Consider the following 22,873-nt stretch of genomic DNA (forward strand, 5'->3'; position numbering starts at 1 on the left):
CACCTCGCGGGGCTCGTCGGAGCCCGACGGTCCCTACGACATCGCGCAGGCACCTGATGACGACGTGCATCGCCTCGATCTCGGGTCGTTGCGGATTCCGGCGCTCGACGGCATGCAGGTGCAGTTCCAGGTCGAGGAGTCGACCGGCAAGCCGCTGACGGTGCTGGTGACCGACGGACGCAGCGCGATGGAGCTCTCCGTCTTCGCGGCGCCGAAGAGCCGGGGCCTCTGGGACGAGGTACGGGCCGAGATTCTGGAGACCATTCAGGGGGGCGGTGGGTCGGAGGCAGACGGTCGCTACGGCCCCGAACTGCGGATGAGGTTGCCGACCGGGCGACCGGGCGAGACCGTGCCGGGTCGGATGATCGGTGTGGACGGTCCGCGCTGGTTCCTGCGGGCGGTGGTGACCGGCGCGGCCGGACAGGATCCGGCGGCCGGCCCCCTCCTGGACGCCGCGTTGCGCAATCTGATCATTTCTCGTGGTGACGGCGCGATGCCGGTGCGGGATCCGTTGCCCCTGAGGCTGCCGAAAGAGATCACTGATCACCCCGATCACCCCGCTGGTTCCGGCGGACCGGTCGCCTCGGCGACCAGCGGACGGCCCGAGATGCCCGTGCGCGGTGCGCGTATAGCCGAGATCCGCTGACCGCCCTGTGCCCGGGGTCCCCGCATTGCGCCGAAGGCGCCATGCGGGGCGGGCACAGTGAGCGCCGGTCATGCGTTGCATTGGACGTGTTGAACGTGTTGGACGTGCTCGAGCAGCAGTTGCTTGCGCCGAGTCGCCGACGAGCCGGATCGGAGGAGCCGTGGGCGAGTCACGCGGCTGGTTGGGGCGCAAGCTCCACAGACTGACAGCAGGGACGAGCGAGCTCGACGCCGAGGACCTCCAGGCGGCCTCGGCGTCGGCGGGCGCCGCCCCGATGAGCGGCTGTCGTGACCGGGACGAGATCTGCGTCGCGGGTACTATCCAGGCCGTGACGGTACGTGCGCGTTCGGGTGCACCGACCCTGGAGGTCGACATCTACGACGGCAGCGGCACCGTCACGTTGGTCTTCCTCGGCCGCCGGGACATCCCGGGCCTGCGGGCTGGCGCGTCGGTCAAGGCTTCCGGGCGCGTTACCGTGCAGGAGAACCGTCCGATCATCTTCAACCCGCGTTACGAACTACTCCCCGTTCCGTCGGCGAGCGCCTAGGTCGGCGGGTCCGCCCAACCCGACGGGATCTTAACCAGACATGCCACGTACGCCATCTCCCGACACGCCTCCGATGACGATGTCCGAGGCCATCGGCGGCCCACGGGGGATCATTGACAGCTCCGTGCCCACCGTGGCGTTTGTGACGGTGAACGCCGAGGCCGGACTGACCGCCGGCATTGCGGTCGCCATTGCCACGGCGGCCGCTCTGTTGGTGCTGCGCATCGTGCGCCGTGAGCCGACCCAGCAGACCTTTTCGGGGTTGTTCGCCGTGGCGATCGCTGCATTCGTGGCCTCTCGCACCGGGAACGCGAAGGGGTTCTTCCTGCCCAGCATCGCGAAGAACGCGCTCTGGGGGGTGGTGGCCCTGCTGTCGATCGTCCTGCGCCGGCCGGTGGCGGGGTATCTCATGGCCGGTCTGGACAGCCGCTATGCGAACTGGCAGCGGGTGCCCCGCCAGCGGCGGGCCGCGGTGTGGGTGACGGTCGTCTGGATCGCCGTGTTCGGTGTGCGGTTCGTCGTGCAGGGGGTGCTCTACCTCGCCGACGAGCCCGGCTGGCTGGCCGCGGCCAACATCGCCCTGGGACTTCCGCTGTTCGGTGTCGCGGTGTTGGCCAGCTTCGCCATCGTCCGCCGGATCGCACCGCTGCCCCCCGCCGCCACCGCCGCCACCGACCCGACGGTCGTGGACGGCGAGGTGCTGGACGGCGAGGTGCTGGCCGGGGACGCCCCGCGCGGCGAGCCCCCGCGCGGAGAGCGGCGGCCTGCCGGCTGACCGCCTCCGCATCGCCAGCCTGTCGCGCGTCAGCCCGGCGTGCCCGCGCCTGCCGGCGCTTGACCGAGCAGCACGGCGAGCTTCTCCTCGGCCTCGGCGTTCGTCGTGACCGCGAGAACCTCGTCGCCGTCTTCCAGGGTGGCGTCGGGCGAGGGAATGACCGCCCGTCCGCCACGCAGGATCACCACCAGGGCGCTGTCCGCCGGCAGGGCGATCTCGCTGAGCCGCTGGCCGATCACCGGCGCGTTCTCGGCCAGCGTCAGCTCGACGAGGGATGCATCGCTCTGCCGGAACCGCATCAGCTGGACGAGGTCGCCGACGCTGACGGCCTCCTCGACCAGAGCCGTGAGCAGGCGCGGCGCGGACACCGCCACATCCACCCCCCACGACTCGGTGAACAGCCATTCGTTCTTGGGATGGTTGACCCGCGCCACGACCCGGGGCACGCCGAACTCGGTCTTCGCGAGCAGCGAGACGACGAGGTTCACCTTGTCGTCCCCGGTGGCGGCCACCAGGACGGTGTACTCGTTCAGCCCGGCCGCGTCGAGCTGGGACAGCTCGCAGGCGTCCGCGAGCAGCCACCGGGCCTCCGGTAGCGCGTCGGTCCGGATCTTCTGCGGATCCCGCTCGATGATGAGCACCTCGGAGCCGTTCTCCAGCAGTTCGGCGGCGATGGACCGGCCGACCTTGCCCGCTCCCGCGATCACCACCCGGCGCACGCTCATCGCTTCTCCTCCTCGCGCGGCATCGTCTGCCTGGATCTGCCCGGAGCTACCCGGAGCCCTCGCCGTCCGGCCCGGTGCGCAGCACCGTGTCCGCCTCGGATGCGTGCGCCTTCGTCACGGCCACGTGCACGACGTCACCGTCCTGGACGAGGGTGCGGGCGTCGGGCAGGACACCCTCGCCGAACCGGGTCACGCAGACCACCCGTACCCCGGCGGACTCCTCCAGCTCCCGGATCCGGCGGCCCACCCAGGCGGGTCCTGGTGGGATCGCGGCCAGCAGCACCGAGCCCGACGGATCGGACCACTGCGGCGTGACAGCGTCGGGCAGGAGCCGGCCGAGGATCTGGTCCCGGGTCCAGCGCACCGTGGCGACGGTGGGGATACCGAGCCGCTCGTAGACCTCGGCCCGGCCGGGATCGTAGATCCGCGCGACGACCCGCTCGACCCCGAACATCTCGCGGGCCACCCGGGCGGCGATGATGTTTGAGTTGTCCCCGCTGGAGACGGCGGCGAACGCGGCGGCCCGCTCGATGCCCGCCTCGATGAGGGTGTCGCGGTCGAAGCCTATCCCGGTGACCCGCAAACCGGTGAAATCGCGCGGTAGCCGCCCGAACGCGGCGGGGTTCTGGTCGATGATCGCTACTGAGTGGCCGAACCGTTCGACGCTGCGGGCAAGCGCGGAGCCGACTCGGCCGCAGCCGAGGATCACGACATGCACAAGGGTTCAGGGTAGTCCGATCCGGCCTGACCGGCGCAGGTCACGTGGCCGGATCTCCGGATACGGAGCATCTGTGTGCCACGCCACACTGATGCTGAACTGCGTGGCTGGCGTCGGTAACATCGCCGCGTGGCGCTCACGGATCGCCTCAAGCGCGGTTTCGTCGGTCGACCGATCGGGAGCGACCGGCTTGGGGAGACACTGCTCCCCAAACGGATCGCCTTGCCCGTCTTCGCGAGCGATGCCCTTTCCTCGGTGTCGTACGCGACCGAGGAGATCCTGCTTGTCCTGTCACTCGGCGGGCTGGCCTTCTACCACTACTCGCCCTGGCTTGCTGGAGCCGTCGCCATCCTGATGCTGACGGTGGTGGCGTCCTACCGGCAGAACGTGCACGCCTACCCGAGCGGCGGCGGCGACTACGAGGTCGTCTCGGTCAACCTGGGCCCGCGGGCCGGCCTGCTGGTGGCCAGTTCCCTGCTGGTTGACTACGTCCTCACGGTCGCGGTGTCGGTGTCGGCCGGTGTCGCGAACCTGACGTCGGCCGTCACCGGGCTCGCCGCGCACAAGGTGCTCCTCGCGGTCGTCATCGTGATCCTACTGACGATAATGAACCTGCGTGGGGTGCGCGAGTCCGGCACGGCGTTCGCCATCCCGACCTACGGCTTCGTGCTCGGCATCTTCGTAATGATCGTCACCGGGCTGGTCCAGGCGGCCGTCGGTCATCCGCCGCGGGCCGAGAGCGCCGGATACCAGGTGGTCGCCGAACACGACTACGCGGGATTCGCCCTGGTGTTCCTGGTGCTGCGGGCGTTCGCCTCGGGATGCACGGCGCTCACCGGGGTCGAGGCGATCAGCAACGGGGTGCCCGCGTTCCGGAAGCCCAAGAGCCGCAACGCCGCGACCACCCTGCTGATGCTGGGGTTCATCGCAGTCACGATGTTCGGCGGCGTCACCGCGCTGGCTCTGATCTCCGACGTGCATGTCGCCGAGCACACCGGGGACCTGATCGGCGCCAGTGGTGAGCAGCCGACCGTGATCGCCCAGGTCGCCGCCGCCGTCTTCGGGGACGGATCGCCCGGCTTCGGCTACATCGCCGTCGTCACCGCTCTCATCCTGATGCTGGCGGCGAACACCGCCTTCAACGGCTTCCCGGTGCTGGGTTCGATCCTTGCCCGCGACGGCTACCTGCCGCGTCAGCTATACACCCGCGGCGACCGACTGGCCTACTCCAACGGGATCGTGCTGCTCGCCGGCTTCGCGATCCTGCTGATCGTCGTGTTCGACGCGCAGGTCACCGCCCTGATCCAGCTCTACATCCTCGGGGTCTTCATCTCGTTCACCCTCAGCCAGACCGGGATGGTGCGGCACTGGGCGCGCATCCTGCGCTCGGACGACCCGGCTGCGTCCGATCCGGCCGCCCGTCGGCGGATCCGCCGGTCTCAGGCGATCAGCTTCTTCGGCGCCTGTCTCACCGGCACCGTGCTGATCCTCGTGCTGGTCACGAAGTTCACCCACGGTGCCTGGATCGTCTGTCTGGCTATCCCGATCATCTTTCTCGGGATGCGGGGGATCAGGGCTCACTACGACCGGGTCGCGGTCGAACTCACCCCGGAACCCGGGCCGCCGACCCTGCCCTCCCGGATCCACGCCGTCGTCCTCGTCAGTAAGATCCATGCCCCGACGCTGCGGGCCCTGGCCTACGCCAAGGCGTCGCGGCCACACAGCCTCGTCGCGGTCACGGTCGCCGTCGACCAGGCGGAGGCCGATCGGCTCCGCAAGGCGTGGGCGGAGCGGGGGATCACCGTCGATCTCGTGGTGCTGGCCTCCCCCTACCGGGAGGTGACCCGCCCGGTGCTGGACTACGTTGCCCGGATCAGGCGGGAGAGCCCACGGGACGTCGTCGCCGTCTACGTCCCCGAGTACGTCGTCGGTCACTGGTGGGAGCATCTCCTGCACAATCAGAGCGCGCTGCGGCTCAAGGCCCGGCTTCTCTTCCAGCCCGGCGTCATGGTCACCAGCGTGCCCTGGCAGCTCGCCTCGTCCAGGCTGGCCGAGCAGCGGCTCGAGCGGACCGGGGCGGGCGCGGTGCGACAGGGCCGGGCCACGCTTCCCGGCCCGTCGGAGCGGAAGCGGTGAGTCGACAGCGCCGGCCCGCGCGATCGCGCGTCTCCGGGGATACCGCACGGCAGGCCCGCGCCCCGGGGATCGCGGTCGGCTCGCTGCTCGACCTCGACGTTGGGCCGGTGGCCCACGGCGGCTTCTGCGTCGCCCGCTCGGGCGGTCGGGTGGTGTTCGTCCGCCATGCCCTGCCCGGCGAACGGGTCCGTGCCCGAGTTACCGACGCCTCCCACGAGCGGTACTGGCGGGCGGACGTGGTCGCCGTCCTGACGCCCTCGCCGGACCGAGTGGTCGCGCCCTGCCCGCACGCCGGCCCAGGGTTGTGCGGGGGGTGCGACTGGCAGCATGCCGGCCTCGCGGCGCAGCGGCGCGGCAAGGCCGAGGTCGTGGCCGACGCCCTTCGGCGGTTCGGTGGCCTCGACGCCCGGGTCAGCCTCGCGCACGCCGGGTCCGGCCTCGGGACGGCGGCCGAGGCCGGACCCGGCGCCGAGCCGGCGCTGGAGGTGCTGGTCGAGGCGGTGCCCGTCAGCGGCCCGGAGCGGCTGACCGGATCCGACCGGTCCGGTGGCGTCGACGACGGACTGGCGTGGCGGACTCGGATGCGCTTCGCGGTGACGGCCGGCGGCGAGGTCGGGCTGCGGGCGAGCCGCTCGCACGAGGTGGTGGCGACGCCGGACTGCCGCATTGCCCACCCCCTCGTCCTCGCGGCGCTCGCCGGCCGGCGGTTCCCCGGGGCCGACGCCGTCGAGGTCGCGGCCAGCCCGGCGACCGGGCAGGTGGCCGTGGCGGTGCATCCCGCCGGCGCCGGGACGGTCGTCGACGACGGGCGCGCCGGGACCGGGGAGGCCGGAGTCCCCGGGGAGGTCGTCGAGGTGGTGGGGGAGCGGAGGTTCCGGCTCGGGCCGGAGGTGTTCTGGCAGGTCCATCCGGCGGCTCCCGGCGTGCTGGTGGACGCGGTCCGCGGGGCCCTGCGTCCCCGAGCTGGGGAGACCGCGCTCGACCTGTATGCCGGGACGGGCCTGTTCGCGGCGTTCCTCGCGGAGGATGTCGGCGCCGCTGGCCGCGTCATCGCACTGGAGTCCGACGCCGCGTCGGTCGCGGCCGCGGCGAACAACCTCGCCGATCTGCCATGGGTCTCGCTGCGGGCGTTGCGGGTGACACCGGCTACCATCCGCGGGGTGCTCGGTACGGGCGGGCCGGCCGGCCGTGTCGATCTCGCGGTGCTCGACCCGCCGCGCACCGGGGCGGGCCCGGCGGTGGTGGCCGCGCTGCTCGCCCATCGCCTCCGCGCGGTCGCCTACGTCGCCTGCGATCCCGTCGCATTGGGTCGGGACCTCGCCGCCGCGGCAGCCGTGGGCTACGACCTCGTCGCGTTGCGCGCCTTCGACCTGTTCCCGATGACCGCCCACGTCGAGTGTGTGGCGCTGCTCGAGCCGCGAGGCGCGGACCGGAGTCCGAACCTGGTGTGATTGCGCCGGTACCAGAAGTGTCGCCGGAACGGCGTGGACTCCACTTCCGGCCGCTTCTGGCACGACCTGGTCGTCCCGGCGTGTCGCCCGCGCGCCACGCCGACAGAGTGTGTGCATCCGCGTACTCGGATCCGGACCAATAGTGGACAACCGGGGAGGTGGATTCTACCGCGATCAGGCCTATTGCCTGACGGTCTACGAGGAACTCACATGTCGGGTGCCCGTCTGCAAGGGACCAGGCGGGCTGCGTAGACTTTGCCGGACCCGGACCGATCCCCTTTCGGGAGAGGGAGTTCACGCCGTGTCGCTTCTGTCTACGATCAGTAGTCCGCAGGACGTCAAGCGCCTTGACCACGAGGAGCTCGGCACCCTGGCGGCCGAGATCCGTGATTTCCTCATTCACGCAGTCGCGCGTACGGGAGGTCACCTCGGGCCGAATCTGGGGGCTGTTGAGCTGACGTTGGCAATACATCGTGTGTTTGATTCGCCATTCGACCGCATCCTTTGGGACACCGGCCATCAGTCCTATGTGCACAAGATTCTGACCGGCCGGGCGGACGATTTCTCTGGGCTGCGCCAGCGGGGTGGCCTTTCCGGCTACCCCAGCCGGGCCGAGTCCGAGCACGACATCATCGAGAACTCGCACGCCTCGACCGCCCTGTCCTACGCCGACGGGCTGTCGCGTGCCTACGCGCTGCGTGGTGAGGACCGGGCCGTCGTCGCCGTCGTCGGTGACGGTGCCCTGACCGGCGGGATGTGCTGGGAGGCGCTGAACAACATCGCCGCCGACGACCGGCCCGTCGTCATCGTCGTCAACGACAACGGCCGGTCCTACGCACCGACGATCGGCGGCCTCGCCGACCACCTCGCCGCGCTGCGGCTGGCGCCCGAGTACGAGCAGGTCCTCGACGTCGTCAAGCAGGTCCTCGGCCGCACCCCGCTGGTCGGCCCCCCGCTGTTCGACGCGCTGCACGGCATCAAGAAGGGCATCAAGGACGTCGTCCAGCCGCAGGGCATGTTCGAGGACCTCGGCCTGAAGTACGTCGGCCCGGTCGACGGCCACGACGTCGTCGCGGTCGAGTCGGCCCTGCGCCGGGCTCGGGACTTCGGCGGGCCCGTCATCGTCCACTGCGTGACCCGCAAGGGCTTCGGCTACCCGCCGGCGGAGCAGGACGACGCCGACAACTTCCACGGCGTCGGCATCATCGACCCGGCGACCGGTAAGCCGGTGTCGACGTCGAAGACCATCAGCTGGACGAGCATCTTCTCGGGCGAGATCGTGCAGATCGGTTCCGAGCGGCCCGACGTCGTCACGCTGACCGCCGCGATGCTCCAGCCGGTCGGTCTCGGCGCCTTCGCCAAGGCCTACCCGGACCGGGTGTTCGACGTCGGTATCGCCGAGCAGCACGCCGTTACCTCGGCCGCCGGGCTCGCGATGGGTGGGCTCAAGCCCGTCGTGTGTCTCTACGCCACGTTCCTCAACCGCGCGTTCGACCAGGTCCTGATGGACGTCGCCCTGCACCGCCAGCCCGTGACGTTCGTGCTCGACCGGGCCGGTATCACCGGGGAGGACGGGGCGTCGCACAACGGCATGTGGGACCTGTCGTTCCTGCAGGTTGTCCCGGGGCTCGCGATCGCCGCCCCGCGGGACGCGTCGACCCTGCGGGCGGAACTGCGCGAGGCCGTGGGTAACACCGACGGCCCGACCGTCGTGCGCTTCCCCAAGGGCAAGGTCGCCGCGGACGTGCCGGCGATTGACACGGTCGGCGGGGTGGACGTGCTCTACCGTTCGCCGAAGGTGGCCCAGCGCCGCGAGGTGCTGCTGGTCTCCATCGGTGCGATGGCCGCGACCTGCCTGGAGATCGCGGAGCGGGTCGCGAGCCAGGGCATCGGCATCACCGTCGTCGACCCGCGGTGGGTCAAGCCACTGGACCCGGCACTGATCGATCTTGCCCGCGCCCACGACCTCGTCGTCACCGTCGAGGACAACGGCCGGGTCGGCGGGGTCGGGGCTGCGCTGGCCCAGTTGCTGCGCGACGCCGACGTCGACGTGCCCCTGCGGGACTTCGGCATCGCCCAGCGATTCCTCGACCACGGCAAGCGGGACGAGGTCATGGCCGAGGTCGGGCTTGCCCCGCAGGACCTCGCCCGCAAGGTCGTCGAGGCCGTCGCGAAGCGCCAGCCGGCGATCGAGGACGACCCGGCCTCGCCCGGCGAAGCGGCCCCGGCGGGCGAGCGGGCCGGCGAGGCCATCGGCGACCAGCGCTGATCCCCGGCGCCCTGACTCGGGCGCTCTGACCCCGAACGCACCCGGGTATCGCCCGGTCATCGGGGTTCGGCGGGCGAGGACCCGCCACCGTGTCGGGATCCGCCATCGTGTCGGGGCCCGGCACGATGGCGGCCCGACCGCCGTCCTAGGCTGACCAGGTGGGTGAGCACACCGTGTCGGCGCGCCGGGGCGCCGCCTCCCGCCGCCGGGCTGGGCGCGGCCCACGCTGGTGGGCCATGCGTGGTGCGCTCTTGGTGGCCCTCGGGCTGCTGGTTCTCGCCCTGGTCAGCCAGTGGAACGAGATCGAGGAGTCCGTCCGCTCGCTCACCGTGGGCGGCGTGGTGGCCTCGGGTGTGGTCACCGTGCTTGCCGTCGGTACCACCGTGCTGTCCTGGCGGGCGTTGCTGGGAGGGCTGGGTGCCGCGCTTCCCCTGCGGGCCGCCGTGCGGATCTTCTTCGTCGGGCAGATCGGCAAGTACATCCCGGGCAGCGTGTGGCCGGTGCTCGCGCAGATGGAGCTCTCCCGCGACCACGGCGTCTCCCGGTCGAAGGCGGCTTCGGCGAGCCTGGTCGTATTGGCGCTCGCGGTGCCGAGCGGGGGGCTCGCCGCGGCGGTCACCCTGCCGTTCGTCTCCGCGCAGGCGCTCGCCGACTACTGGTGGGCGCTGGCGGTCGTGCCCGTCTTCGTCGTCGTGCTCTGCCCGCCGGTGCTGTCCCGCCTGCTGGCGCTGGCGTTCCGGCTGCTGCGCCGCCCACCGTTGACCGAACCGCTGCCCCCGCGGGCCGTCGCCGCCGGAGCCGGCTGGTTGCTGCTCAGCTTCTGCTGCTACGGGGTGGCGACCTGGCTGCTCGTCCGGGATCTGCATCCGGCGGTCGGCGGCGGCCGGCTGTTGCTGCTCTCCCTCGGGGCCTATGCCCTGGCCTGGACCGCCGGATTCCTGGTACTGGTGCTGCCCGCCGGGGCGGGGGTGCGGGAGGCGGTACTGGTACTGGCGCTGGCCCCGGCGGTCGCCAGTGGGCCGGCGGCCCTGGTCGCGCTGGTGGCGCGGCTTCTCGCCACGATCGCCGACCTGGTCTGGGCGCTCGTCGGTGTCGCCCTGCGGCAGCGGGGTGCTCGGCTGTCGTGTACTGATGATGTGGTGCAGGAGCGAATGTGAGGAAGTGGGAGGAGGGTGGGGGTGCACCATGACCCGCAACGGCCACCCTGGTGGCCCCCGCCGCCACCCGTCCCGCCGACCTCGTGGGGCGGCCCCGGGTGGCCGGGCGGGCCGCCGGCGCCCCGCCGTAGCCGGGCCCGGTGGCTGATTTCGCTCGTCCTCGTGCTCGCCCTCCTGGCCGGCGCGGGCGGGACAGGCCTGTTCCTGTTCTTCCGCTCCGCCAACGGCCCTGCCGACGCCGTCCGCGCCTACCTGACGGAGGTCAGCGACTCGCGCTACGAGGCCGCTTACGCCCGCCTCTGCCCATCGGTCCAGGAACGCCGCCCGGCGTCCGAGTTCGCCATCATCATGCGGGCTCTGGACGATGTCCAGGGCGGTATCGCCTCGTTCGCCGTGCGGGGAGTGCAGATCCACCGGTCCGTGGGTTCCCCGACGGTCCGGGAGGTTCAGGTCGACGTCCGGCGCGGCAGCGCCTCGGCGAGTCACGAGACGTACCAGGTGGGCAAGGAATCCGGAAGCTACTGCCTGCTGGCGCCCGGCGCCCCGTTCTCCTTGGACCCGTCGCTGCCCCCGGATCTTCAGCCGCCGGGCCCGTTCGGTGATTTCCCCGGCGATGGCCGGCGTGGCGGTAGCGACGACGAGCCACCGGTCCGCACGGCCTGACCCTCTTCGCCAGCCTGAGGTGAGACACCCATGTGCTGAGTGCCGGTATTTCGGATTGGGTCAGCGCAGGGTGGCGACGCCTGGCGGGGTGAATCGCTGCCCGGTGACGGTCTCGCTGATGCCGGTACGGTCCAGGTAGGGCGTGATGCCGCCGAGGTGGAACGGCCAGCCGGCGCCGAGGATCATGCACAGGTCGATGTCGGCGGCCTCCGCGACGATCTTCTCGGTCAGCATCAGGTGGATCTCCTCGGCGAGCGCCCGCAACGCCGCCTCGCGTACCTCGTCCCCGGTCAGCGGGGTGGCGGCCGGGGACGGCGTGGAGATGAGCGCGGCGGCGTCCGGGTCGACGGTCTGGACGCCGTCCGGGCCCGTGGTGTAGACGCCGCTCCGGCCCGCCTCGACCAGCCGGGCGAGAGCCGCCGGCCGCCGGAACCGGTCCGGGAATGCCGCGTGCAGCGTCTCCGCGACATGCAGGGCGACCGGCGGCCCGACGAGGGCGAGCAGGGTCATCGGGGACATCGGCAGCCCCAGCGGATCGAGGGCGTGGTCGGCCTCCTCGAGCGGCGTACCGCCCTCCGTCGCGCCGAGCACCTCCCCGAGGAACCGGGTCAGCAGCCGGTTGACGACGAACGCCGGGGCATCGGCGACCAGGACCGCGTTCTTCTTCAGGTTCTTCGCCACGGCCAGCGTCGTCGCGATGGTGGCGTCGTCGCTGCGGGCAGCGCGGACCACCTCGACCAGGGGGAGGACCGACACCGGATTGAAGAAGTGCAGCCCGGCGACCCGTTCGGGATGATCGAGCCCAGCGGCCATCTCGGTGACCGACAGCGCCGAGGTGTTCGTCAGGAGCACGGCCGTGGGCGCTACGACGGCTTCGAGCTCCGCGAGCACGGTCCGCTTGACGGCCAGGTCCTCGAAGACGGCCTCGATGACGAGGTCCACGTCCGCGAAGGCGTCCTTGGTCAGGGATCCGGTGACGTTCGCCTTGTAGCGGTTCGCCTGGTCGGGGGTGATGCGGTGGCGCAGCAGGAGGTTGTCGATCTCCTGGTGGACCCCCGCGACCCCGGCGTCGAGCCGGGCCTGGTCGATGTCGGTGAGCACCACCGGCACCTCGAGCCGGTGCGCGAACACGAGGGCGAGCTGGCTTGCCATGAGGCCGGCGCCGACCACCCCGACCTTCGTCACGGGCCGGGCCAGCGCCGGGTCCGCCCCGCCCACCGGCCGCTTCGCCCGCTTCTGCACGAGGTCGAAGGAGTACAGGCTGGCGGCGAGCTCGTCGCTGACGGACAGATCGGCGAGGGCCTCGGTCTCGGCCGCGTACCCGGTGGCGCGGTCGGCGGTCTCGGCGAGCGCGAGGAGGTCCAACGCCCGGTAGGCGGCCGGCGCGGCCCCGTGCAGCTTCGCGTCGGCGAGCGCCCGGCCCCGTGCGATCGCCTCCGCCCAGGCCGCCCCCCGCTCGACCGGCGCGCGGGCGGCCACCGGGTCGACCTCGCCGCGCAGCACCCGGCCCACCCAGCGCAGCGCCTCCGCCAGGAAGTCCGCCGGCTCCAGCAGCACGTCCCCGAGACCCAGCTCGAACGCCTGCCGGCCGCGCAGCATGCGGTTCTGGCTGAGCGCGTTGCCGATGATGACGGACACCGCCCGTTCGGCGCCGATGAGGTTGGGCAGCAGTTGGGTGCCGCCCCAGCCCGGGACGAGGCCGAGGAAGACCTCTGGGAAGGCGAGTGCGGGAATGCCGGCGGACAGCGCCCGGTAGTCGCAGTGCAGGGCCAGCTCCAGCCCGCCGCCCAGCGCCGCCCCGTTGACGAGGGCGAAGGTCGGGACCTTCCGGTCACCCAGGCGACCCTCACCCACCCGGGCGAAGGCCTCGTGCCCGAGGCGGCCGAGCGCCGCGAGCGATGGGCGGATCTGCTCCGGGTCGGTGAGCGACGAGCGGAAGGACAGGTCCGCACCCACGCTGAAGATGAACGGCTTGCCGGTGACGGCGATCGCGGCGACCGGCGGGTCGTGCGCCTCGATCTCGTCGACGGCGGCGAGCAGGGACCGCAGGCCGGCTGGGCCGAAGGTGTTCGGCCGGGTGTGGTCATGACCGTTGTCGAGGGTGATCAGGGCGACGGGCCCGGCCACCCCGGGCAGCCGCGCGTAACGGGCGTGGGCGGCCGTTACGACCTCGTCCGGCAAGGACAGGGTCACCTCGTCGATGGTCATGGATCTCCCCTCGGGTCCGCCGCGGGCCCGGTCGTGTCGGACGGGTCGTCCCGGGTCGGTCGTCGTTCCTGCTCGGTCGTGCCTGCTCAGTCGGCCGCGGCGTGGTGCGGGTTCGCCCAGATCGTGGTGGCGCCCATGCCGAGACCCACGCACATCGCCGTCATGCCGTAGCGCACCTCGGGATGCTCGGCGAACTGCCGGGCGAGCTGGGTCATCAGGCGCACCCCGCTGGACGCCAGCGGGTGACCGAACGCGATGGCCCCGCCGTACGGGTTGACCCGGGGATCGTCCTCGGCGATGCCGAAATGGTCGAGGAAGGCCAGGACCTGCACGGCGAAGGCCTCGTTCAGCTCGAACAGGCCGATGTCGTCGATGGTCAGGCCGGTACGGGCCAGCGCCTTCTCCGTCGACGGGATCGGCCCGACGCCCATCACCTCGGGGGGGACTCCGGCGAACGCGAAACCCACCAGGCTCATCTTCGCCGACAGGCCCAGCTCGGCCGCCACCTCGGCGGCGGCGAGCAGGCAGCCGGTGGCGCCGTCGTTGAGCCCGGCGGAGTTGCCCGCGGTCACCCGCCCGTGCGGCCGGAACGGCGTGCGCAGCCCGGCGAGCCCCGCCTGCGTGGTGTCCGGTCGCGGCGGCTCGTCGGCAGTGACGAACTCCCAGCCCGTCTCGACGTGCCGGGCAGCCACCGGGACGAGGTCGGGCTGGATCTGACCGTTCGCGTACGCCTTGGCGACCTTCTCCTGGGAGGCCAGAGCGAAGGCGTCCGCCCGCGACCTGGTGATCTTGGGGTACCGGTCGTGCAGGTTCTCGGCGGTCGAGCCCATCACCAGCGCGGAGGTGTCCACGAGCCGTTCGGCGACGAACCGGGGGTTGATGTCGGCGCTTTCGCCCATCGGGTGGCGGCCCATGTGTTCCACCCCGCCGGCCATGGCCACGTCGTAGGCGCCGACGGCGATCGACGAGGCCGTCGTGGTCACCGCCGTGACGGCGCCTGCGCACATCCGGTCGATTGCGAAGCCCGGCACCGTTTCCGGCAACCCGGACAGGATGGCGGCGACCCGGCCGATGGTCAGGCCCTGATCGCCGATCTGGGTGGTGGCCGCGATCGCCACCTCGTCGATCCGCTCAGGGGGGAGGGAGGGATTGCGCCGCAGCAGCTCCCGGACCACCCGCACGATCAGATCGTCGGCACGGGTCTCGGCGTAGACGCCCTTGGCCTTCCCGAACGGGGTTCGGACCCCGTCGACGAACACGACGTCGCGTACGAAGTTTCTGGATGATCCGAACACGGGACCTCCCGACCCGCGGCCGCCACCGACCGCTGGTTCGTCGCCGTCGAACGTCGGCTGTTGTCCGGAACCCGGTTCCAGGGCTCGGACAGCCAGCCGGCACCGGCGCGGATACCGCCGGCACGGCTAGCCTACGGCAGCGGTTACCAGCCGGTAGACATCTCGGAGCCATGGATGCCAGGTGCCCGGGGATGCCGATGTCGTGATGCGCCGGTCCGTCCCTGGTCCACGACCCGCAGATCCGGCCGTCAGCCCGCCGGCTCGGCTGTCGGTTCGGCCGGTGCCGTCGGTTCGGTTGGTTCGGTCGGCGGCTCGGCGAGGACGGTGAGCAGGGGAGCGGCCGTCAGCTCGATCTGCCAGGGGCGTGCCCCGCCGGCCCGCAGCGCCCCGGCGACGGCCGTGTCCGTCAGGGGATTCGGCGGGGACCAGGCGAGCCGCCGGGACAACGCGGGCTCGAGGAGGTTTTCCACCGGCATCGTGTGGGCGGCGGCGAGGGCGGCCAGCGCGGCCCGTACCCGGGCCAGCCGCGACGCGGCCACCGGGTCGCGCTCGGCCCAGCAGTTGGGCGGCGGCAGACCGTCGCCGCCCGGTCCGGCCGGGGCGGGCAGCTCTTCCTCGGGCAGCGCGGCGGCGCCACGCAGGGCGTCGAGCCAGACGTTCGCGGTGCGGCGGATCCGTGGTCCGGAGAAGATGGGCAGCCGGACCAGCGCGGCCGCGTCGGTGGGGGCGTTCAGCACGGCGTCCATGATCGCGCTGTCCGGGAGGACGCGACCCGGCGCGACGTCACGGGTACGAGCGAGCCGGTCCCGGGCGGTCCACATCGCCCGGACCGCCGCGAGCTGGCGGCGGGACCGGGCGCGGTGGATCCCGCTCGTCCGGCGCCACGGCTCGGCCCGTGGCTCGCGTGGCGGGGCCGCGACGATCGCGGCGAACTCCTGCCGGGCAAATTTGATCTTGTTTTGTTCGATCAGCTCCGCCTCGAGCGCGTCGCGCAACTCCACCAGCAGCTCGACGTCGAGCGCCGCGTAGCGCAGCCACGGCTCGGGAAGCGGGCGGGTCGACCAGTCCGCGGCCGAATGGCCCTTCTCCAGCCCGTGGCCCAGCACCCGTTCGACCATCATCCCCAGCCCGACCCGTTCGTAGCCCAGCAACCGGCCGGCGAGCTCCGTGTCGAACAGCAGACTCGGCCGCAGACCGAGCTCGGACAGGCACGGAAGGTCCTGGCTGGCGGCGTGCAGCACCCATTCGACCCCGTCCACCGCGTCCTGGATGACGCTCAGATCCTCGAGCGCGATCGGATCGAGGAGCAGCGAGCCCGTGCCCCGCCGTCGGATCTGGACGAGGTAGGCCCGCTGGCTGTACCGGTAACCGGACGCTCGTTCGGCGTCGAACGCGACCGGCCCGACGCCGGCCGCGAGGCGTTCCGCCGCCGCGGCGAGTTCCGCGGTGTCGACGATGACGGGGGGTACCCCGTCTGCAGGGGTGAGCAGCGGGATGGGCTCATGGGCACCAGTGCTGGACTGTACCTCCACCTCTGCGCTGACACCCCCGCTGACCCGCTGTGTTGATTCAGGAACCGTCGACGTCACGATCAGTGATCGTACGTCTGAATCCTGGCAGAGGTAGCCGTGTCCTACAGCGAATCGCGTTATTTATACGCTTTGTAACGACTCGGTAATGGGAGGTGCGCGCGGTGGAGGGTCGGCCGCGGCGCGCGGTGGGTGGTGCGGTGCTGTCCGTCCGGCGGGCCGGTGTGACGCGGTCAACCCCGGCGGGTTGGTAGTGTGATGACTCCGGACAGTTGTGGGGGAAGGCCGGCCATGGCCGCGAGCAGGTCGCCGAACGCGAGCAGGTGGGCGGCCGTCGCCGAGGCGCTCCAGGGCGGCTGGCCCTGCGCGCCCGGCCCTGCGGGGCCGAGGTCGGATGCGAGGGTGGTCTCCGCCCAGTCGGGTGACCAGGAGCAGCGCAGCTCCACGGCGAAGCTGTCCCCGTCGGCCGCGAGCACGCCGAAGCGTTGTGACGCGGTGGCCGTGACCGTGCCGCCCAGGGCGCGCACGCCCGCGCCGTGCGCCTCCAACGATTCCCGCAGCCACGACCAGGCGACCTCGGCAAGCAGGGGATCGCCGGCGATCTCCCGGTCGATGCTCGCGCGGGCGTAGCAGACGATGCGGGCCGTGCCCTGCCAGGCCGGCTGTCCTTGAGGATCCATGAGCAGGATGAGCCGGCCGGCCGCGGTGTCGGCCTCGTCCCCGGTCAGCCCACCGGCCAGAGCGAAGGAGAACGGCGCGACCCGGGTGGGCGCCGCCACCTCGTGCACCGCCACCTCCGGGCGCAGCCGCGCGATCCCCGCGCGCAGGGCGTTGGTGACCGCGAGGAAGATCGGAGGGCTCGCCTCGGATGACTGCGCGACCCCCATGACGGCAACGGTAGGACGTCGGTCTTGATCATGCTGGCCGGACGTCGGAGCGTACGGTTTCGGTCCCGTTGCGTGTGGGCGGGAACCGGTGAGCCGGTGTCCGGAGTACCCCGGCTGAGGGGCGGAACTGTGCAGGCTCACGCCGGGATCCGCGCGGCGGCACGATCGCGGCCGCGGAGATCCCGGACTGCGGGGGTCTCGCGCACGGGCCTCGGCCGGGCCGTCGGCCGCTCCGCGGGGGCCGGCCCGACCAGCACCGCGGCGCCACAGGAGGTGCAGGCCCACTCCGGGCAGTCGTCACCGTGCCCGTCGGAGCACGGGGGTTGCTCGAAGATGCGCTCGTCGCCGCATGCGATGCAGACGAGAACGATGTGATCCTCGGCGCTCACCCGGACCTGTTCCACTCGACCACCACTCCCCGCGCACGTCTGCCCGTGATGCGTACCGTTGGATCGTGGTGGGCGCATAACCACGGATCGCGCGCCACTCGCCACGGCCGGCGGGAGGGGGAACGCGGGATGACGCGCACCCTCTACCCCAATTCCGACCGGACTGACGGTGCCACGGGACGGGCGGATGTCCGTGCATTCTCTCCGGCGTGTCGCGTGAGCCCGTCTCGGGGCGGTGCGGGGCGGATCGCCCGGTCTGTGGGGCGGTGGGGCCGGGCCGGCCCTCGGCTCAGCCCGCCTGGCCGGCCGGCTTCGAGGTGGGACGTGCCGGCTCTGCGTCGCCCAGCCGGGCGGCGTCGCCACGCAGCCAGTGCCGCTCGACGAAGAACGGGGCGACGGGCAGCACCGCGGCGATCAGCGCGAGCACGGTCCGCTTACGGCGCCAGCGCCCGACCACCGAGAGGTAGCCGATGAGGGCGCAATAGATGAGGAAGAGCACGCCATGGACCGGGCCGAGGATCCGCACGCCGATCGGGTAGTCGGCACCGTATTTGATCGCGGTCGCGACGAGCAGCAAGAGGAAGGACGACGCCTCGGCGAGCGAGACGACGCGGGCCAGGGCAAGGGGCTGGGAGGCGCCGCTCGGGGCACGACCGGTCATCGGCGACTCCTCGTCGTAGCAGATGGCGTCGTAGGGGATGGCGTCGTAGCGGATGACACCGAGGTGTTCCACTGTCCGGGTGCCCTGGAGTGCCGGGACCCGGGACGCGCCGTGGCATGCCACGGCGACCGCGGGATTCGTCACGTCCGATCGTTCGTCCCCGTCCGCCGGCGCGGCCTCGACGGACGGGAGCGCCCGGCACCGGCCGGATCTGGAAGTTCTTCTACCCAGAGTAAAAGATAGCGGATGTGCAACGTTCCGGTTGGTACTCCCCGGTCCTCGCCGCCGGGAGCCGTCAGGCCCGTGCGGTGGCCCATCCCGCTATGGCCGTACTCCCACACATCTCACGGGCGTGCAATGATCGACCCATGCCTGTCCTCCACGTCGACGCGGGACCCGGATCCGGGCCGGGCGGCGTCTCGCCCCCGCCGACCGGTGCCGCGCTCGCCCGGCGGCTCGGCCTGGCCGACACCGCGCCCTTCCTGCGGGCCTGTCGACGGGAGCCCCCCGGGACCACGCCGGTGTGGTTCATGCGTCAGGCCGGGCGGGTCCTGCCCGAGTACCGGGCCCTGCGCGCGGGAGCCGCCATGCTCGACTCCTGCCGGGAGGCCGAGATGATCACTGAGATCACGCTCCAGCCGGTACGCCGGTTCCGGCCGGACGCGGCGATCTTCTTCTCCGACATCGTGGTGCCCCTGGTCGCGATCGGCCTCGACATCGACATCGTCGCCGGGATCGGACCGGTGGTGGCCGAGCCCGTGCGGGACGCCGTCGGGCTCGCCGCGTTGCGGGCACTGGAGCCGGACGACGTTCCCTACGTGGCCGACGCGGTCCGGCTACTGCTGGCCGAGCTGGGTTCAACCCCGCTGATCGGGTTCGCCGGGGCGCCGTTCACCCTCGCGAGCTACCTCATCGAGGGCGGGCCGAGTCGCGACCACGCCCGCACCAAGGCGTTGATGTACAGCGAACCGAAGCTCTGGCACGACCTGCTGGCCCGGCTCGCCGACATTACCACCGCCTTCCTGCGGGTCCAGGTGGATGCCGGTGTCGACGCGCTGCAGCTGTTCGACTCCTGGGCCGGGGCGCTGGACGAGGCGGACTACCGTCGCTACGTCGCGCCGCACAGCGCTCGGGTGCTGGCCGCCTTCGCCGGTGAGGTGCCGCGCATCCACTTTGGTGTGAACACCGGTGAGCTGCTCGCCGCGATGGGCCAGGCGGGTGCGGACGTCGTCGGGGTCGACTGGCGGGTCCCTCTCGACGAGGCCGCCCGGCGGATCGGGCCCGGTCACGCCGTGCAGGGAAACCTCGACCCGACCGCGGTCTTCGCCCCCGAAGCGGTGCTCGCCGCCAAGGTGCGTGACGTCTGCGCCCGCGGGGCCGAGGCGGAGGGGCACGTGTTCAACCTCGGCCACGGGGTGCTGCCGCAGACCGATCCGGGCGTGCTCGCACACGTCGTTGACCTCGTCCACGGCAGGTGATCCGCCCTCATCGGACCGGTTCACTGGAACCGGTCCGATGGTGAAAACTGGCGGGCGGCACCACTCAACGTGAAGGGCGGCAGGAACGTGCGGGTTGTGATCGTCGGTGGGGGTATCGCCGGGCTCTCGGCCGCCCGCGCCCTGGCCGGGCACGCCGAAGTGACCGTCCTCGATGCGGCGGACCGGGTCGGTGGCAAGCTGCGTACCACCCCGATCGAGGGTCTGGACGTCGAAGAGGGCGCGGAGTCCTTCCTCGCCCGGGTTCCCGACGGACTCCGCCTGGCCCGGCAGATCGGGCTCGGGCACGACATCGTGCATCCGGCCACGACGTCGGCGTCACTGTGGATCCGCGGCCGGCTGCGTCCCATCCCCCCGAACACTCTGCTCGGAGTGCCGACCGACGTCCTCGGCCTGGTCCGCTCGCGGGTGCTGTCCCCGTGGGGGCTGGTGCGGGCCGCCGCCGACCTGGTGCTGCCGCGGACGCGTTTCGCCGACGATCCGACCGTCGGCCGCTACGTCGGCACGCGGGTCGGGCGCGAAGTCGTCGACCTGCTGGTGGATCCGCTGCTCGGGGGGGTGTATGCGGGCCGGGCCGACGCGCTGTCGCTGCGGGCTACCGTGCCCCAGCTCGTCCCCATCTTCGCCGAGGACCGCTCGCTGCTCCTCGGCGCGCACCGGGTGCGGGCCCGTACCGGACCCGCGACGACGACCTCGACGGCACCGCTGTTCGCCACGCTTCGGGGGGGCCTGGGCTCCTTCGCGGCGCGGGTGGCGGCGCAGTCCGGCGCCACCGTGCACACCGGGGTGCTCGTCCGCTCGATCGCGAAGACCGCGGGCGGCTGGCAGGTCAACTGTGACCGGGTGGGCGGCGCGGACGCCCTCGGGCCGTTCCAGGCCGACGCCGTGATCCTCGCGGTGCCCGCCGGGGTGGCCCGCGCCCTGCTGGCGCCGCTGGCCCCGCATGCCTCCGCCCCGCTTGCCGGCGTGCCCTACGCCTCGGTTGGCCTGGTGACGCTGGTCTACCGGGATGCCGCGCCGCCACCCGGCAGCGGATTCCTCGTGCCCGCCCGGGCGGGCACCGCGGTGAAGGCGGCCACCTTCCTGTCCGCCAAGTGGCCGCACCTGGGCTCCGACCGGCTCACGGTGGTGCGGGCGAGCATCGGCCGCGCCGGTGCCGAACAGGACCTGCAGCGTGGGGACGTGGAGCTCGCCGGGGTGGCGGCGGCGGAGATCGCGCAGATCACCGGTCTGTCCGGTCGGCCGGTCGCGACCCGGGTGAGTCGCTGGGGCGGGGCACTCCCGCAGTACCTGCCGGGTCATCTCAACCGGATCGCCGCGGTGCGCCGGGGGCTTCCAGCGGGGATCGTCCTGGCCGGCGCGGGATACGACGGTGTAGGCATCCCGGCCTGTATCCGGTCGGGGGAGACCGCCGCGCACGCGGTGCTGAGGGCTACCCGGACGGCGCAAGGCAGTCCGGCCGATCCGGTGGGCCCGGGAATCTGATTACGTGCACCGGCCCGGACCGCGTCCGGCCGCCGGTGAAGGAGGATGGGAATGTCGGAGTCCACGAAATCGGCCCGCGAACTCAACGCGGAGCTGCTCTACACGGGATGGTCGGTCTTCGCGGCCGACCGTCCGCTGCCCGCCGAGCGGACCCCGCTGATCGACGAGGCGACCGCCTTGCTCGACGGGGCGCTGGCCAAGGACGTCTACACCCGCGGTGTCTACGAGATCTCGGGCTACCGGGCCGACGCGGACCTGATGGTCTGGTGGACGAGCCCGGACCCGGACCTGCTGCAGGAGACCTACCAGCGGTTCCGGCGGACGGCCCTGGGCGGGCACCTGCGTCCGGTGTGGTCGGCGGTCGGCCTGCACCGGCCGGCGGAGTTCAACCAGAACCACATCCCCGCCTTCGTCCGGCGGGAGGACCCCCGCGGTTATCTCTGCGTCTACCCGTTCAACCGCTCGCTGGAGTGGTACCTGCTGCCGGACTATGAACGGCGCGGGATGCTCGCCGAGCACGGGATCATGGGCCGGGAGTACGAGGACGTCCGGGCCAACACGGTGGCTTCGTTTGGACTGGGCGACTATGAGTGGCTGCTCGCCTTCGAAGCGGATGAGCTGCACCGGATCGTCGACTGCATCCGACACCTTCGGGCCAGCGCGGCGCGACGGCACACCAGGCTGGAGACGCCGTTCTACACCGGTGCCCGCAAGCCGCTGGCGGACGTCGTCACCGCCCTGCCCTGAGGCGGGTGGCTGCCGGGTAGACCGGCGGAGGACCGGTGCCGGCGGAGGACCGGGACGGCAGCCGGCGCCTGCCTGGGCGCCCCCACCCGTCCGGCAGGCGCCGACCGTCCCGTGACTGTGCTCACCGGCCTCACCCGGGCGGCATCACTCCAGGTGACATCAATCCCGACGTGACATCACCCCGGCGATGTCACCCCGGCGATATCACGTCGGCGACGTCGCACGGGGCGCGCAGGATCGCACAGCCCCACCCCTCCCGGCGCCCGCGGGGGCGGGCAGCCGACGGATCCCGAGCCGAGACCCGCGATCCATAACGCAGAGTAGCATTATCGCCGCTGTTTGTGTGCGCAGTGTAGGCGTCGGGCGTCCGTGGGTCGATGGTGCCTGTCATGCCCGCGCCGGCGGGCGGACTCGGAAGGTTCGTCGACTCGGAAGGTTCGTCATGGCGGTCGCTGGTCGACGACCGCATCTCTGTTACTGTGAGTTGCCATAAACGCACGGATCGCGCCATCGCCACGGTCGGCGGTCGGGGCGTCACGCCGCCATCGCCGGGCCGGGCCGCTGGTAGATCATCTCGGCGTAGTCGGTAACGTTGCCCCCGTGACCACGGAGCGCCACCCGTGTCGGCGTCCGGTATTCCAGTTCGCTCCGGTGTGCCGACACACCCCAGTGGGACCTGGATGATGCGCGCGTTCGGCTCATCGTTCGGGGTGGCCCACAGTCAGTGGCGGGGGAAGATCGCTGGAGGTCCGGTCGATGCACCACCGAGGGTCGATGCACCACCGAGGGATGAATTCGTGGCTGTCTGAGCGAGGGGCGCCGCGGGCCGCCGAACGGGGAGGACGATGACACCTCCGGGCCCGTTCGGATCCGGGCTCGGGCTCGGGCACGTGCCGGCGCCACTGGGCCAGTCCGTTCGGCCGGGTCCGGTCGGTGTCGTTGACGCGCGCCGTCGCGGTGCTGGGGGGGACCACGAGTGACGGAGACGGTGCCCGGCGACACGCGCGCGACCGCTGGGTCGAACTTCGTTCCGCGCGCCCGCGGCGGGCAGGGGATGCCGTCCCCGCCGGGCGCGCCGGCGGGGACGGC

The 22,873-nt window shown here is 72.0% G+C and carries 19 protein-coding genes; 11 read left to right on the forward strand and 8 right to left on the reverse strand.

The genetic code is table 11. The features are described 5' to 3' along the window. The 3 genes from AC08OQ_RS06155 to AC08OQ_RS06165 form a co-directional block, all read left to right on the forward strand. On the forward strand, window positions 1-646 hold a 646-nt coding region (locus AC08OQ_RS06155; protein WP_476611940.1), incomplete at its 5' end, for a DUF3710 domain-containing protein. Between the two features lie 160 nt (window positions 647-806). Further along, the gene (locus AC08OQ_RS06160) at window positions 807-1,193 is read left to right on the forward strand and encodes an OB-fold nucleic acid binding domain-containing protein (RefSeq protein ID WP_476600131.1); all 387 of its coding nucleotides are present in this window, start codon (window positions 807-809) and stop codon (window positions 1,191-1,193) included. A gap of 79 nt (window positions 1,194-1,272) precedes the next feature. Further along, window positions 1,273-1,968, forward strand: coding sequence for a DUF3159 domain-containing protein (locus AC08OQ_RS06165; protein ID WP_476600129.1), 696 nt, complete (start codon window positions 1,273-1,275; stop codon window positions 1,966-1,968). A gap of 29 nt (window positions 1,969-1,997) precedes the next feature. Here AC08OQ_RS06165 and AC08OQ_RS06170 read toward each other — a convergent pair whose 3' ends face one another. Further along, window positions 1,998-2,693 (reverse strand): potassium channel family protein, encoded by a 696-nt coding sequence (locus AC08OQ_RS06170; RefSeq protein ID WP_476600127.1) that lies wholly within the window; start codon window positions 2,691-2,693, stop codon window positions 1,998-2,000. Window positions 2,694-2,739: 46 nt separating this feature from the next. Beyond that, window positions 2,740-3,411 carry a potassium channel family protein gene (locus tag AC08OQ_RS06175; protein ID WP_476600125.1) on the reverse strand — a complete coding sequence of 224 codons (672 nt, stop codon included), beginning with the start codon at window positions 3,409-3,411 and terminating at the stop codon, window positions 2,740-2,742. A gap of 129 nt (window positions 3,412-3,540) precedes the next feature. Here AC08OQ_RS06175 and AC08OQ_RS06180 point away from each other — a divergent pair, with 129 nt between their 5' ends. From AC08OQ_RS06180 to AC08OQ_RS06200, 5 genes are all read left to right on the forward strand, one after another. Then, window positions 3,541-5,547 carry an APC family permease gene (locus AC08OQ_RS06180; protein WP_476604714.1) on the forward strand — a complete coding sequence of 669 codons (2,007 nt, stop codon included), beginning with the start codon at window positions 3,541-3,543 and terminating at the stop codon, window positions 5,545-5,547. After that, entirely contained in the window at window positions 5,544-6,998 is a 1,455-nt protein-coding gene (locus AC08OQ_RS06185; protein ID WP_476600121.1) for a class I SAM-dependent RNA methyltransferase, read from the forward strand. Before AC08OQ_RS06180 ends, AC08OQ_RS06185 begins: the two co-directional genes overlap by 4 nt. A gap of 301 nt (window positions 6,999-7,299) precedes the next feature. Beyond that, window positions 7,300-9,267 (forward strand): 1-deoxy-D-xylulose-5-phosphate synthase, encoded by a 1,968-nt coding sequence (gene dxs, locus AC08OQ_RS06190; RefSeq protein WP_476600119.1) that lies wholly within the window; start codon window positions 7,300-7,302, stop codon window positions 9,265-9,267. Window positions 9,268-9,425: 158 nt separating this feature from the next. Continuing rightward, window positions 9,426-10,424 carry a lysylphosphatidylglycerol synthase domain-containing protein gene (locus AC08OQ_RS06195; protein WP_476600118.1) on the forward strand — a complete coding sequence of 333 codons (999 nt, stop codon included), beginning with the start codon at window positions 9,426-9,428 and terminating at the stop codon, window positions 10,422-10,424. 21 nt (window positions 10,425-10,445) lie between these two features. After that, entirely contained in the window at window positions 10,446-11,087 is a 642-nt protein-coding gene (locus tag AC08OQ_RS06200; RefSeq protein ID WP_476604713.1) for a hypothetical protein, read from the forward strand. Window positions 11,088-11,147: 60 nt separating this feature from the next. On the opposite strand, the gene AC08OQ_RS06205 is transcribed toward AC08OQ_RS06200, so the two are convergent. The 6 genes from AC08OQ_RS06205 to AC08OQ_RS06230 all read right to left on the reverse strand — a co-directional run bounded on the left by AC08OQ_RS06205 (window position 11,148) and on the right by AC08OQ_RS06230 (window position 18,200). After that, window positions 11,148-13,295: a 3-hydroxyacyl-CoA dehydrogenase NAD-binding domain-containing protein gene (locus AC08OQ_RS06205; protein ID WP_476600114.1), complete on the reverse strand. Its 2,148-nt coding sequence runs from the start codon at window positions 13,293-13,295 to the stop codon at window positions 11,148-11,150. 86 nt (window positions 13,296-13,381) lie between these two features. Further along, window positions 13,382-14,590 (reverse strand): thiolase family protein, encoded by a 1,209-nt coding sequence (locus AC08OQ_RS06210; RefSeq protein ID WP_476600112.1) that lies wholly within the window; start codon window positions 14,588-14,590, stop codon window positions 13,382-13,384. A 248-nt stretch (window positions 14,591-14,838) separates the two neighbouring features. Next, window positions 14,839-16,179 (reverse strand): HRDC domain-containing protein, encoded by a 1,341-nt coding sequence (locus AC08OQ_RS06215; RefSeq protein ID WP_476604712.1) that lies wholly within the window; start codon window positions 16,177-16,179, stop codon window positions 14,839-14,841. Window positions 16,180-16,352: 173 nt separating this feature from the next. Continuing rightward, complete coding sequence (locus AC08OQ_RS06220; protein WP_476601822.1) at window positions 16,353-17,006, reverse strand: DUF3000 domain-containing protein; 654 nt, start codon at window positions 17,004-17,006, stop codon at window positions 16,353-16,355. Between the two features lie 137 nt (window positions 17,007-17,143). Next, complete coding sequence (locus tag AC08OQ_RS06225) at window positions 17,144-17,395, reverse strand: hypothetical protein (RefSeq protein ID WP_462188863.1); 252 nt, start codon at window positions 17,393-17,395, stop codon at window positions 17,144-17,146. A gap of 289 nt (window positions 17,396-17,684) precedes the next feature. Then, the gene (locus AC08OQ_RS06230) at window positions 17,685-18,200 is read right to left on the reverse strand and encodes a DUF3817 domain-containing protein (protein WP_476601823.1); all 516 of its coding nucleotides are present in this window, start codon (window positions 18,198-18,200) and stop codon (window positions 17,685-17,687) included. Between the two features lie 224 nt (window positions 18,201-18,424). Between AC08OQ_RS06230 and hemE the strand changes: the two genes are divergently transcribed. From hemE to hemQ, 3 genes are all read left to right on the forward strand, one after another. Beyond that, entirely contained in the window at window positions 18,425-19,534 is a 1,110-nt protein-coding gene (hemE, locus tag AC08OQ_RS06235; protein WP_476601824.1) for a uroporphyrinogen decarboxylase, read from the forward strand. An 87-nt stretch (window positions 19,535-19,621) separates the two neighbouring features. Next, window positions 19,622-21,037: a protoporphyrinogen oxidase gene (hemG, locus tag AC08OQ_RS06240; protein WP_462202836.1), complete on the forward strand. Its 1,416-nt coding sequence runs from the start codon at window positions 19,622-19,624 to the stop codon at window positions 21,035-21,037. Between the two features lie 51 nt (window positions 21,038-21,088). Continuing rightward, window positions 21,089-21,784: a hydrogen peroxide-dependent heme synthase gene (gene hemQ, locus AC08OQ_RS06245; RefSeq protein WP_011435779.1), complete on the forward strand. Its 696-nt coding sequence runs from the start codon at window positions 21,089-21,091 to the stop codon at window positions 21,782-21,784. The last annotated feature ends 1,089 nt before the right edge of the window (window positions 21,785-22,873 follow it).

This window comes from Frankia sp. CcCS3 (genome assembly GCF_977927575.1).

What these genes read in the sequence shown, in the direction of transcription:
- AC08OQ_RS06170 (WP_476600127.1), bottom strand. Translation starts at nt 2,693, where the DNA reads ATGAGCGTGCGCCGGGTGGTGATCGCGGGAGCGGGCAAGGTCGGCCGG.
- hemE (WP_476601824.1), top strand. Translation starts at nt 18,425, where the DNA reads ATGCCTGTCCTCCACGTCGACGCGGGACCCGGATCCGGGCCGGGCGGC.
- hemQ (WP_011435779.1), top strand. Translation starts at nt 21,089, where the DNA reads ATGTCGGAGTCCACGAAATCGGCCCGCGAACTCAACGCGGAGCTGCTC.
- AC08OQ_RS06220 (WP_476601822.1), bottom strand. Translation starts at nt 17,006, where the DNA reads ATGGGGGTCGCGCAGTCATCCGAGGCGAGCCCTCCGATCTTCCTCGCG.
- AC08OQ_RS06205 (WP_476600114.1), bottom strand. Translation starts at nt 13,295, where the DNA reads ATGACCATCGACGAGGTGACCCTGTCCTTGCCGGACGAGGTCGTAACG.
- AC08OQ_RS06165 (WP_476600129.1), top strand. Translation starts at nt 1,273, where the DNA reads ATGTCCGAGGCCATCGGCGGCCCACGGGGGATCATTGACAGCTCCGTG.